This window comes from Rhizobium sp. CC-YZS058 (assembly GCF_034720595.1).
In the GTDB taxonomy this organism is placed as follows: Bacteria; Pseudomonadota; Alphaproteobacteria; order Rhizobiales; family Rhizobiaceae; genus Ferranicluibacter.
In genome coordinates this window covers 2,004,835-2,017,850 of record NZ_JAYESJ010000001.1, presented here as the reverse complement: position 1 = coordinate 2,017,850, position 13,016 = coordinate 2,004,835, and the positions used below count along the sequence as shown (strand labels likewise).

At 66.7% G+C, this 13,016-nt stretch carries 8 protein-coding genes; 3 read left to right on the top strand and 5 right to left on the bottom strand.

Annotated elements, in window-relative coordinates:
• Window positions 1-16: 16 nt before the first annotated feature.
• The gene (locus U8330_RS09585) at window positions 17-1,015 is read right to left on the bottom strand and encodes a histidine kinase (protein ID WP_323105014.1); all 999 of its coding nucleotides are present in this window, start codon (window positions 1,013-1,015) and stop codon (window positions 17-19) included.
• A gap of 443 nt (window positions 1,016-1,458) precedes the next feature.
• On the opposite strand from U8330_RS09585, the gene cckA reads away from it, so the two are divergent.
• The gene (cckA, locus tag U8330_RS09580; protein ID WP_323105012.1) at window positions 1,459-4,068 is read left to right on the top strand and encodes a cell cycle histidine kinase CckA; all 2,610 of its coding nucleotides are present in this window, start codon (window positions 1,459-1,461) and stop codon (window positions 4,066-4,068) included.
• Between the two features lie 62 nt (window positions 4,069-4,130).
• Here cckA and U8330_RS09575 read toward each other — a convergent pair whose 3' ends face one another.
• Entirely contained in the window at window positions 4,131-5,048 is a 918-nt protein-coding gene (locus U8330_RS09575; RefSeq protein ID WP_323105011.1) for a pseudouridine-5'-phosphate glycosidase, read from the bottom strand.
• Between the two features lie 133 nt (window positions 5,049-5,181).
• On the bottom strand, window positions 5,182-6,270 hold the full coding sequence (locus U8330_RS09570) for a carbohydrate kinase family protein (RefSeq protein ID WP_323105010.1): 1,089 nt from the start codon (window positions 6,268-6,270) through the stop codon (window positions 5,182-5,184).
• 225 nt (window positions 6,271-6,495) lie between these two features.
• On the opposite strand from U8330_RS09570, the gene recA reads away from it, so the two are divergent.
• Both recA and alaS read left to right on the top strand, forming a co-directional pair.
• Window positions 6,496-7,587 carry a recombinase RecA gene (recA, locus tag U8330_RS09565; RefSeq protein WP_323105009.1) on the top strand — a complete coding sequence of 364 codons (1,092 nt, stop codon included), beginning with the start codon at window positions 6,496-6,498 and terminating at the stop codon, window positions 7,585-7,587.
• Window positions 7,588-7,836: 249 nt separating this feature from the next.
• Window positions 7,837-10,503, top strand: coding sequence for an alanine--tRNA ligase (gene alaS / locus U8330_RS09560; RefSeq protein WP_323105008.1), 2,667 nt, complete (start codon window positions 7,837-7,839; stop codon window positions 10,501-10,503).
• Window positions 10,504-10,900: 397 nt separating this feature from the next.
• Here the strand turns inward: alaS and U8330_RS09555 are convergent, their stop codons facing one another.
• Window positions 10,901-11,530 carry a glutathione S-transferase family protein gene (locus tag U8330_RS09555; protein ID WP_323105007.1) on the bottom strand — a complete coding sequence of 210 codons (630 nt, stop codon included), beginning with the start codon at window positions 11,528-11,530 and terminating at the stop codon, window positions 10,901-10,903.
• Between the two features lie 141 nt (window positions 11,531-11,671).
• Window positions 11,672-12,886 (bottom strand): NADP-dependent isocitrate dehydrogenase, encoded by a 1,215-nt coding sequence (locus tag U8330_RS09550; protein WP_323105006.1) that lies wholly within the window; start codon window positions 12,884-12,886, stop codon window positions 11,672-11,674.
• Window positions 12,887-13,016: the final 130 nt, after the last annotated feature.

Genomic DNA, 13,016 nt, shown 5'->3' with positions numbered 1-13,016 from the left:
ACTCTCCGCCCGCCGGTCAGGGCCGTCGCTGGCCCATTTCGCCCAGCATCCGGTTCATTTCCTCTTCCAGCGTCGGCTCCGCGCGGGGCGGGGCTCCTGTGGTGGGGCGCGAGGTGGGCGTCGCGGTCAGGCGGCTGAGATCGCCGGAGATTTCGGCATCGAGCAGACGTTCGAAATCGCCAGCGTCGGTCCGCCGCGCCGCCTCGGGGGGAGACGCGAGCGCCGTCGCAGGCTGGGGTGCGGATGGCGGCGTGTTGAGCACGCGGTTGCGCGCGGCGTCGAGAATATCCTCCGGCGATCGGCCAGGAGCGGCGGCCATCGGGCGTGCCGGCTCGGCTCTCGGCGCTGCCGGCCGGTCGGCCGGGCGAGCGGCCGGAGTGGGCTGCGGCCTGGCCTGCGCGCCGCGCACCGGTGCGGCCGGCTCCTGGTCGCCATAGAGCGCCTGGCCCATCGAGGAGATCGGCGGGGTAGCCGGCGTGCTCGCCACGGGAGGCTGCACGGGCGAGAGCGGGGCCGCAGCAGGGGGCGGAACCGGGCTCGGCGTCGGCCGCATCTCCGCCCGGCGCTCCACCGGTACGGCGCGCGCCACCGGCTCGGCTGCCGGTTGCGAAGCCGGAACGGCCATGGGTGCGGCCGGGCTTTCGACCGGACGGCGCCGGTCCTGGGCAGGCGATGGCATCGGTTGGGGCGCAGAAGAAGCGGACGGCGCCGCCGCTGCCATAGGCTGCGCGCCGACGATGCGGCTCTCGATGACGATATCCGTCGGGCCGCCGATCATGATGAGATGCTCGACCTCGTCGCGCCGGACGAGGACCAGACGCCGCCGCGTATCCACGGCCGCTGCATCCAAGACCGCCAGCCGCGGCTGACGGTTCTTGCCGCCGCGCACGAAGGGCGAGGACGGCCGGTTCTTCAGGAAGCGCAATACCACCGCAAGGATGACCAACCCGGCAGCCACGGCCGCGCCGGCCAGAAGAAAGCGCATGCCGCTGGTGGCGGCGAGGTCTTCGAACATCCTGAACTCCTTGATCGTCCGACGCGAGGTGCGTGCGATGCGCCACGCCCGAGGGGCGGGCCGGACTATTTGACGGCGTTTTGCGACTTGAAACAAGCCGTGTTCCGATTTGTCCCCGATGCCGCATCTGGCAAGGGCGAGGCAAGCCTCGCCGCGCATTTTTTGCAACCCGTACCGGCGATAAGTCCGGCATGCCGGGGCGGGGCGCTTGCGTGGCCGATTCCTTGTGAATTGGCCGGGGCAGGGCGCCATGGCGCTTTGTGGCCCACCACGGCGGTGCTACAGAGAATCAGGTAATGAATGCGAGAGGATGGCCGGACCGCACGCTGCGGCGAGGGTTTCGCACAGAGCCTGCTGGATGGAATGACTTCAGCCCGCTGCCGAAGCCTGGCCGGCGCCTCAAGGGCCGAGGCAGGCGGCAGGCGGGCTGGCTGAGAGGCTTGATGACCAAACTGCGACAGGCAGAGGACTACCGTGGGCCGATCGTCGATCGGGGCGCACGGCCGGCGCTTGTGATGCGCATCGTCCTCCTGGCGCTGGTGCTCACCGCCTCGGCCGGGGCCTTCATCCTGTTCAAGGACCAGCTCGGCAGCGAGATCGTGCTTGGCATGCTGGGCATCCTGGCCATGGTCGGCATCTTCTTCCTCGTTTCCGCCGTGATCGGCTTCATCGAGATCATGCCCGATGCGCGGCCGGACGAGCTCGCGCGCGCTTTCCTGGACGGGCATCCCGACGGGACGCTGATCACCGATCGCAAGGGCCGGATCGTCTATGCCAACGCCGCCTATGGCCTGCTGACCGGCGCGCGCGACGCGACGGATGTGCAGTCGCTCGAAACCATCCTGGCACGGGACCGGGATGCGACCGAGGCGGTCTACCGGCTGACCAACGGCTTGCGTGAAGGCAAGGCCGGGCACGAGGAGTTCCGGCTGATGAAGCCGCTCGCGCCGCAGGGCGGCTCGGCCGGCGCCGGTGCGCACTGGTTCCGCCTGAAGGCGCGGGCGCTGCCTCTCTCCGGCCAGGACCGCAATCCGCTGTTTCTTTGGCAGATTTCCGATATCACCGCCGACCGGGACGACCAGGAGCGCTTCTTCAAGGAGCTGCAGAACGCGATCGATTATCTCGATCACGCGCCCGTCGGCTTCTTCTCCGCCGGGCGGCGCGGCGATGTCGTCTATATCAACGCAACGCTTGCCGACTGGCTGGGGATCGATCTGGCCAAGTTCCAGCCGGGGTCGCTGACAATAGCCGATCTCGTGGCCGGCGAGGGCCTTGCGCTCGTCCAGGCCGTTCAGGCCGAGCCGGGGCTGAAGAAGACGAAGACGCTCGATCTCGACCTGCGCCGCTCCAACGGGCAGAGTTTCGGAGTGCGTCTCATCCACCGCGTGTCTTCGGCGCGGGACGGGGCCCCGGGCGAAAGCCGCACCATCGTGCTCGCCCGGTCGGGGATGGACGAGGAGACCGACGCCTCGGCCTCCGCCGCCGCCATGCGCTTCAACCGCTTCTTCAACAACACGCCGATGGCGATCGCCTCGCTGGATGGTGAAGGGCGCATCCTGCGCACCAACGCGCCCTTCCTGAAACTCTTCTCGGGCGTCGTCTCCCAAAGCGACATGGAGAGCGGGGCGAAGCTGGAAATCCTCGTGCGCGAGGCCGACTGGCCGCGGGTTGCCGAGGCGCTCTCGGCGGCCAAGGACCGGCAGAGCGACATTCCGCCGATCGACCTGCCGCACCGAACCAGCGACGAGCGCCACTTCCGCTTCTACGTCAACGCCGTCTCAGATCAGAGCGACGAGGCGCCGGAGGAATCGGCCATCCTCTATGCCGTCGAGATCACCGAGCAGAAGGCGCTCGAGACGCAGATGGCGCAGACGCAGAAGATGAATGCGGTCGGCACGCTCGCCGGCGGCATCGCGCATGATTTCAACAACGTGCTGACGGCCGTGCTGCTGTCGGCCGATCACCTTCTGCTGTCGGCGCGTCCATCCGACCCAAGTTTCGCCGATCTGATGGAGATCAAGCGCAATGCCAACCGCGCCGCGGTTCTCGTGCGCCAGTTGCTGGCCTTCTCCCGCAAGCAGACGATGCGGCCGACCGTGCTCAACATGACCGACGTGATCGGCGACCTGCGCATGCTGCTCAACCGCATGACGGGCACCAACATCAAGCTCGAGGTCAATTACGGACGCGATCTCTGGCCGGTGAAGACCGATCTTGGCCAGTTCGAGCAGGTGATGATCAACCTCGTCGTCAATGCCCGCGATGCCATGCCGCATGGCGGCACAATCACGCTCGCGACCCGCAACCTGACCGGCGCGGAAGCCGCGGCGATGAACCGGCGGGAACTGCCGGCCGAAGACTTCGTGATGGTCGAAGTGTCGGACGAGGGAACGGGCATCGCGCCGGAGATCGTCGACAAGATCTTCGAGCCCTTCTTTACCACCAAGGAAGTCGGCAAGGGCACCGGGCTCGGCCTCTCCATGGTCTATGGCATCGTCAAGCAATCCGGTGGCTATATTTATCTCGACAGCGAGCTCGGTCGCGGCACGACCTTCCAGATCCTGCTGCCGCGCCATATCGAGGAGGTCCTGCCGGCCTCCGGCGAGCCGGGGGCTATCGACGAACCCCTGAAGCTCGGCACCAGTGCCGCCGCCAAGGCGGAAGAGCCGACGGACCTGACCGGCGGATCCGCGGTCGTTCTGCTGGTGGAAGACGAAGAGGCCGTGCGCCGGGGCGGCAAGCGCATGCTGGAAACGCGCGGCTACACGGTCTACGAGGCCGGCTCCGGCGTGGAGGCGCTGGAGGTGATGGAGGAGCTGGACGGCGCGGTCGATATCGTCGTGTCCGACGTCGTCATGCCGGAAATGGATGGACCGACGCTGCTGACCGAGCTGCGCAAGTCCTATCCAGATCTGAAGTTCATCTTCGTCTCCGGCTATGCCGAAGACGCCTTTGCCCGCAACCTGCCGGCGGACGCGAAATTCGGCTTCCTGCCGAAGCCGTTCTCGCTCAAGCAGCTCGCCATCGCCGTTCGGGAGATGCTCGACGCCTGAGGCGCCGAGCCGGCGGACAAGGCAGGCGCGCCGCACCCTTGCCGGGACGCGGCGCGCACCGATCAGGCCATGGCGACGGCGATTTCCGCGGCCAGCCGCGCATTGTTTTCGACCAGCGCAATGTTCGTTTCCAGGCTGCGGCCGTCGGTGATCTCGAAAATGCTCTGCAGCAGATAGGGCGTGACCGACTTTCCGAAGATCTTGTCGCGCTCGGCATTGTCGAGCGCGCGGGCGATGTAGATCTCCATCTCCTCGCGCGGGATCTCGTTTTCTTCCGGAACGGGGTTGGCGATCAGCATGCCGCCATCGATGCCGAGGGCCTCGCGCGCGGCCTGGAACGTGGCGATGGCTGCCGGGCTGTTCAGCATAAGCGGGCTGGCAAGGCCGGAATCGCGCGACCAGAAGGCCGGGAAGGCATGGCTGTCATAGGTGACGACCGGAACGCCACGGGTTTCCAAGACTTCGAGCGTCTTCGGAATGTCGAGAATGGCCTTGGCACCGGCACAGACAACGATGACCGGGGTGCGCGCCAGTTCTTCCAGATCGGCGGAAATGTCGAAGCTTTCCTCCGCCTTGCGGTGGACGCCGCCGATGCCGCCGGTGGCGAAGACGCGGATGCCGCCAAGCGCGGCGGCGATCATGGTCGCGGCGACGGTGGTGGCGCCCGTCCTCCGCTCGGCCACGGCAAAGGCGAGATCGGCGCGCGAGACCTTCATGGCACCCTTGGTGGTCGACAGCGCCTCCAGTTCGCCGGCTTCCAGGCCGATATGCAGCGTGCCGTCGATGACGGCGATCGTGGCCGGAACGGCGCCGGCCCGCCGGATGATCTCCTCGACGCTGCGCGCCATGTTGAGATTGCCGGGATAGGGCATGCCATGGGTGATGATGGTCGATTCGAGCGCGACGATCGGCGCGCCGCGCGCGCGCGCTGCCGCGACTTCGGCGGAAAAGGCGAGGGGGGCTGTGAAGGCACGTGGCATGAGAGCGATCCTTTGGGAGGGGACGGAGCGGACGCGCCGGTCGCGCGTCGATTGCGGTCTTGAGGCAGCACCTAGCCGGAACCGGGGCTCAGGAGAAGGGCAAAAGCCAAGGTGCGACGCGCTGGCCCGCGCATCAGAGCGTCCGATCGGGCGAAATCGGCAAGAGCGGAACCGCCATCGGCACAAAGGCGAGCTGCGCGGCCAGGCGTGCCGGGCTCAACTCCGGGGCGACGGCGAAGGGTGAGCGGACGGTGATGCCCGCCGCGGCGACGCCGAGGCGCAAGGCCTCGCCCGGCTGGTGGCCGGAAAGCAGCCCGGCAAGGACCCCTGCTGCCAGCGCATCGCCTGCGCCGGTCACGTCGCTCAACTCCGGCAGGTTGGGCGGCGTGACCGCGAACCAGCCGGCGGCGGAGAGAATGACGGCTTCCCGGCTGCCGCGGGTGACCACGGCGCCGCCGAGCCCTGCGGCAGCGAGGCGGGACGCCCAGTCTGCAGCGGTATCCGCCCGGGCCCCGCAGACGGCAGCGGCCTCCGACTCGTTGAGGAACAGCCAGTCGAGATGCTGCAGATGCGGCACCAGGCGCTCGACCTTGGCCGGCGAAATGGCGATCGCGGCTGTGATGGCGCCTGCGGCTTTTGCCGCCTGCAGCGCGGCGCGAAGGGTTTCCGAAGGCAGGTTGGCATCGAGCAGGACGAGATCGGCAGCGGCGATCCGCTCCCGCAAGGCGCGCTGTTGCAGCCGGCGCGGCGAAAACAGCGTGTAGAGCGCCATATCGGCAAGTGCCACGACCAGATTGCCGTCGCGCTCCAGGATGGCAGTGTAGCTCGGTGTCCGGCGATCGAGAAAGGTGAAGGGGCAATCTTCCACGCCGGCCGCCTGCGCCGCCGCGGCGACGGCCTCCCCCTCGGCATCGCCGCCCCGCGGCGCGACCATGGCGACCTCCAGCGGCGCGAGTGTCAGACGTTCAATGGACCGATCGCTCTCCGCCGCGCCGTCGGCACTGTCCGGCTCCGGCCTGCCCAATCGTGCCAGGTTGCGGGCCGCATTGAACCCGCCGCCGCCGGCCTCCTCGAACCAGGACCCGGGATTGCTGGACCCGATCGCCGTATCACCGGATATGCGGCCGCGCCGATCGATATGTGCGCCGCCGATCACCAGAACACGGCGCGCAGCGCGCTCCGTCTTGCTGGCAGGAGCCTGCGAGTCACCCTCCCCAGTCACCCGGCAAGTCCGCCACAGTCACGGGTCGAAGCCGGTTGCGGGCGCCCGTATCCGGTCCCATGCGCATCAGTGCATGGAATAGGGAACGAGTCGAGAACGAAATCTGAATTCTGAAAGTCGGTCAAATGCTTGGGGACCCCTTGCGAAAACGGAACAAAAAGAGTACATGTTGCTTCGCGGCGGCTTCGTTGCCTCGATCGCTCCGATAACCTAAAGGTGGATGGAATGGCACAGAATTCTTTGCGGCTCGTTGAGGACAAAGCGGTGGATAAAAGCAAGGCACTCGAAGCGGCACTCTCCCAGATCGAGCGGTCGTTCGGCAAGGGCTCGATCATGAAGCTCGGTGGCAAGGACAGCGTCGTCGAGATCGAGACGGTGCCGACCGGTTCGCTCGGGCTCGACATTGCGCTCGGCGTCGGCGGCCTGCCCAAGGGGCGCATCATCGAAATTTACGGCCCGGAAAGCTCGGGCAAGACGACGCTCGCGCTGCAGACGATCGCCGAATCGCAGAAGAAGGGCGGCGTCTGCGCCTTCGTCGACGCCGAACACGCGCTCGATCCGGTCTATGCCCGCAAGCTCGGCGTTGATCTTGAAAATCTGCTCATCTCGCAGCCGGACACCGGCGAGCAGGCTTTGGAAATCACCGACACGCTGGTGCGTTCCGGCGCGATCGACGTGCTGGTCATCGATTCGGTTGCAGCGCTGACGCCGCGTGCCGAAATCGAAGGCGAGATGGGCGACAGCCTGCCGGGCCTGCAGGCCCGCCTGATGAGCCAGGCGCTGCGCAAGCTGACCGCCTCGATCTCCAAGTCGAACTGCATGGTGATCTTCATCAACCAGATTCGCATGAAGATCGGCGTCATGTTCGGCTCGCCGGAAACGACGACCGGCGGCAATGCGCTGAAGTTCTACGCCTCGGTGCGTCTCGACATCCGTCGGATCGGCTCGGTCAAGGAGCGCGACGAGGTGGTGGGCAACCAGACGCGCGTCAAGGTCGTCAAGAACAAGATGGCACCGCCCTTCAAGCAGGTCGAGTTCGACATCATGTATGGCGAAGGCGTCTCGAAGACCGGCGAGCTGATCGACCTCGGCGTCAAGGCCGGGATCGTCGAGAAGTCGGGTGCCTGGTTCTCCTACAACAGCCAGCGTCTCGGCCAGGGCCGGGAAAACTCGAAGAACTTCCTGCGCGACAATCCGGACACGGCGCGCGAGATCGAAACGGCGCTTCGCCAGAACGCCGGCCTGATCGCCGACAAGTTCCTCGAAAACGGCACGCCGGAAGCCGAGGACGACGGGGACGACGCCGCTCTGGCATAAGGGCTTTGCGTGTCGGCCGCGCCGCGTCTGGCGTCGCTGCCGCAGGTCGCCGACAGGCTTTCGACCGGCCGCCTCTTTTGGAGGCGGCCGGTTTTTGTTTGTCGGCTGGACAGGGTTCGGGACGGGCGATAAAAGCCTGCAGACATTGGGTAAGAGGCCCCTTCGAACCGGATTTCGCGCCATGCGGTCCGGCCCGGCGGCGGCGAGGAAACGGCAGCGCGGGGCGCGGGCCGAACTGAAGGGCGCAAGATGAGCGGCGTAAACGAGATCCGGTCGACTTTCCTCGACTATTTCAAGGCGAACGGCCACGAGGTCGTGCCCTCGAGCCCGCTGGTGCCGCGCAACGACCCGACGCTGATGTTCACCAATTCGGGCATGGTGCAGTTCAAGAACGTCTTCACCGGCTTCGAGCAGCGCCCCTACTCGACCGCGACCACCGCGCAGAAATGCGTGCGCGCCGGCGGCAAGCACAACGACCTGGACAATGTCGGCTATACCGCGCGCCACCACACCTTCTTCGAGATGCTCGGCAACTTCTCCTTTGGCGATTATTTCAAGGAGCGGGCAATCACGCTGGCCTGGGGCCTGATCACCAAGGAGTTCGGCATCGACCCGAACCGGCTTCTCGTCACCGTCTATCACACCGACGACGAGGCCTTCGATCTCTGGCGCAAGATCGCCGGCCTGCCGGAAAGCCGGATCATCCGCATTCCGACCAGCGACAATTTCTGGGCAATGGGCGATACCGGTCCCTGCGGTCCCTGCTCGGAAATCTTCTACGACCATGGCGACCATATCTGGGGCGGTCCGCCCGGTTCGCCGGATGAGGATGGCGATCGCTTCATCGAGATCTGGAACCTCGTCTTCATGCAATATGAGCAGGTGACGAAGGAAGAGCGCGTCGCCCTACCGCGTCCCTCGATCGATACCGGCATGGGGCTGGAGCGCATCGCGGCGCTGCTGCAGGGCAAGCACGACAATTACGACATCGACCTGTTCCGCACGCTGATCACGGCCTCGGAAGAGGCGACCGGCGTCAAGGCCGAGGGTGAGCGCCGCGCGAGCCACCGCGTCATCGCCGACCACCTGCGCGCCTCCGCCTTCCTGATCGCCGATGGCGTTCTGCCGTCGAACGAAGGCCGCGGCTATGTTCTGCGCCGGATCATGCGCCGCGCCATGCGCCACGGCGAACTGCTCGGCGCGCGCGAGCCGCTGATGTACAAGCTGCTGCCGGCGCTGGTGGGCGAGATGGGCCGCGCCTATCCCGAGCTCATCCGCGCCGAAGCGCTGATCTCCGAAACGCTGAAGCTCGAGGAAACCCGCTTCCGCAAGACGCTGGAGCGCGGCCTCGGCCTGCTGTCGGATGCGACCGCGACGCTCAGCCAGGGCGATACGCTGGACGGGGAGACCGCCTTCAAGCTCTACGACACCTATGGATTCCCGCTCGATCTGACCCAGGATGCCCTGCGCAACCGCGGCATCGGCGTCGACCTGACCGGCTTCACCGATGCGATGGCGCGCCAGAAGGCGGAGGCCCGCGCCAGCTGGGCAGGCTCGGGCGAGGCGCAGACGGAAACGATCTGGTTCGAGTTGAAAGACCGTTTCGGCGCCACCGATTTCCTTGGCTATGACACGGAAAGTGCCGAGGGCGTGGTCCAGGCGATCGTCCGCGAGGGCGCGTCGCTCGAGCGGGCGGAGGCCGGCGAGACCGTGCAGGTCGTGCTCAACCAGACGCCGTTCTATGGCGAGTCCGGCGGCCAGATGGGCGACACCGGCATCATCGCTGGCGAGGGCGTTCGCCTCTCCGTGACCGACACGCAGAAGCGCGGCGACGGCCTGTTCGTCCATTTCGCCCGGGTCGAGGAGGGCACGCTTGCCGCCGGCCAGGCCGTGACGCTGACCGTCGATCATGCCCGCCGCAGCCGGCTGCGGGCCAATCACTCCGCCACCCACCTGCTGCACGAGGCGCTGCGCGAGGTGCTCGGCACCCATGTGGCGCAGAAGGGCTCGCTGGTGGCGCCCGAGCGCCTGCGCTTCGACGTGTCGCATCCCAAGCCGATGACGGCCGAGGAGCTGAAGCGTGTCGAGGCGATGGCGAACGAGATCGTCGTGCAGAACACGGCCGTGACGACCCGGCTGATGAGCGTCGACGATGCGATCGCCGAAGGCGCGATGGCGCTGTTCGGCGAGAAATATGGTGACGAGGTTCGCGTCGTGGCGATGGGCAAGGCGTTGCACGGATCCAAGGCCGGCAAGGCCTATTCGATCGAACTCTGCGGCGGCACCCATGTCGGCGCCACCGGCGAGATCGGCCTGGTGCGTATCGTCGGAGAGAGTGCCGTCGGCGCGGGCGTCCGTCGCTTGGAAGCGCTGACGGGCGTCGAGGCGCTCGCCTATCTGGGCGAACAGGACGAGCGCGTGCGCAGCCTCGCCTCGGCACTCAAGGTGCAGCCCGTCGATGTCGTCTCGCGTGTCGAGGCGCTGGTGGACGAGCGCCGCCGTCTGGAGCGCGAGCTCGCCGAAGCCCGCCGCCGCCTGGCGCTGACCGGCGGCAACGAAGACAGCGGCTCGGCCGACGCGGTGCGCGAGATCGGCGGCGTCAAGTTCCTCGGCCGCGTGGTCTCCGGCGTCGAGCCGAAGGACCTGAAGGGGCTGGCGGATGACGGCAAGAAGAGCCTCGGCTCCGGCATCGTTGCCTTTATCGGCGTGGCGCCGGATGGCAAGGCCAGCGCCGTCGTCGGCGTCACCGACGATCTGACCGCTCGCCACAGCGCCGTCGAGCTCGTGCGCCTCGCCTCGGCCGCCTTGGGCGGCAAGGGCGGCGGCGGCCGTCCCGACATGGCTCAGGCCGGCGGCCCCGACGGCACCAAGGCATCGGAAGCCCTCGACGCCGTCGCCACGGCCATCGCCGGCTGACCGTTCCCCTGTTCGAACGCAAGGAGGGCCGTGCGCTGCGTACGGCCCTTTTTGCTGCGCGAATGCCTGCACGCCATGCTCGGCCTCTCGCCGGCATGTGACGTGGATTGGCGTGATTGAAGGCAGCGCCGACCAGCCGCGCCGTTCCGCGGAAGAGACGGCAGCAGATCCTCGGGACGAGCCCGAGGATGACGGCGAGGGGTGGGGTCGCCTCCTGTAGTGAATGGCGGGTCGATTGGAGGATGGCCGATCCCCCCGCCTCGTCATGCTCGGGCCTGGCCTAAGCATCCGTCCACGCCGCAACACGCTGGAGATGGGCGCCCCGGGCCGCCGCGCCGTTCGGGTGGAGGAGCCCGGCAATGGCTCCTTGTCATGGGCCCGAGGATGGCGGGAGAGGTCAGGGGGTGGAGTGGAGGGTGGCGGCGTCGGCGTCGTCCAAGTCTTTCGCGCGGAGGGCCGCGGGGCGGGTTGCGAGGCGGGCGGCGTAGGCGGCGAAGGCCGGGCGGTCTTCGATCGTCTTGAAGGCCAGCCCCCAACTGACCGCGCTGCCGACATAGACATCGGCCGCCGTGAAGCGGTCGCCGGCGATATAGGCACTGGCGGACAGGGCTGTTTCCAGCGCATCCAGCGCATGGCCGTAACTGCCATAGCCGACCATGCGCTGCTGCTCGGGCGCGATCTCGACCTTCAACGTGCGGTTCACCACGGCCGATTCGAGCGGGCCGGCGGCGAAGAACATCCAGCGGTAATAGGCCGCCCGCTCGGATGGCGTCGGCGCCAGCCCGGTCTCGGGAAAGGCATCGGCCAGATAGGCGCAGATCGCCGCGCATTCGGTCACGACCCGGCCCTCATGAACGATCGCCGGCACCTTGCCCATCGGGTTGATCGCCAGATAGGCCGGCGACTTCATGCTGCCGCCATAGGTCAGCAGTTCGCGTCGGTAGGGAATGCCGGTCTCCTCCAGCATCCAGCGGGCGATACGGCCGCGCGACATGGGGTTGGTGTATAGCGTCAGCGTCTCGGTCATGGTCGTCCTCCCTGATCCGCGGACGAGACTAGCCGTCGGCGCCGCGAAGGCAACCCGGTGCTTCCTGCCGCGCGATGGGCAGGAACGAAAAAACCCGGCCGCGAGCGCGACCGGGTTTTCATGTCAGGCTGTCTGGAACGATCAGGCGGCCATGGCGGCGCGCAGGTTCTCGTCGATCTTGTCGAGGAAGCCGGTGGTCGAGAGCCAGGGTTGGTCAGGGCCGATCAGCAGCGCCAGGTCCTTGGTCATGAAGCCGGCTTCCACCGTCTCGACGCAGACGCGCTCCAGCGTGTCGGCGAAGCGGGCGAGCTCGGCATTGTCGTCGAGCTTGGCGCGGTGGGCGAGGCCACGGGTCCAGGCGAAGATCGAGGCGATGGAGTTGGTCGAGGTTTCCTCGCCCTTCTGGTGCTGGCGATAGTGACGCGTCACCGTGCCGTGTGCAGCTTCGGCTTCGACGGTCTTGCCATCCGGCGTCATGAGGACCGAGGTCATCAGGCCGAGCGAGCCGAAGCCCTGGGCGACGATATCGGACTGGACGTCGCCGTCATAGTTCTTGCAGGCCCAGACATAGCCGCCGGACCACTTGAGCGCCGAGGCGACCATGTCGTCGATCAGGCGGTGCTCGTACCAGAGCTTGGCTTCCTTGAACTTTTCGGCGAATTCCGTGTCGTAGACATGCTGGAAGATGTCCTTGAAGCGGCCGTCATAGACTTTGAGGATCGTGTTCTTGGTCGAGAGATAGACAGGAACGTTGCGCTGCAGGCCGTAGTTCAGCGAGGCGCGGGCGAACTCGGTGATCGATTCGTCCAGATTGTACATGCCCATGGCAACGCCGGCAGCCGGCGCGTCGTAAACCTCATGCTCGATGGTCGTGCCATCCTCGCCGACGAACTTCATCGTCAGCTTGCCCTTGCCGGGGAACTTGAAATCGGTGGCGCGATACTGGTCGCCGAAGGCGTGGCGGCCGACGATGATCGGCTTGGTCCAGCCGGGAACGAGGCGCGGCACGTTGGAGCAGATGATCGGCTCGCGGAAGATGACGCCACCCAGAATGTTGCGGATCGTGCCGTTCGGCGACTTCCACATCTTCTTCAGGCTGAATTCCTTCACGCGCGCTTCGTCCGGCGTGATCGTGGCGCACTTGACGCCGACGCCATGCTTCTTGATGGCATTGGCTGCGTCGATCGTCACCTGATCGTCGGTGGCATCGCGGTTTTCCATGCCGAGATCGTAATATTCAAGGTCGATATCCAGGTAGGGATGAATCAGCTTTTCCTTGATGAACTGCCAGATGATGCGGGTCATCTCGTCGCCGTCGAGTTCGACGACCGGATTGGCGACCTTGATCTTGCTCATGAAACCATGCCTCGTAGCTGGATGAGGGGCGGGCGCCCCGTGGTGGAACGGATGGTGTTTCGCGCTATAGCATCAGGGCGCCGCAAGGCAAAGCCGGCCCGGGCAAAACTTGACATGCCCGCCGTGCGAG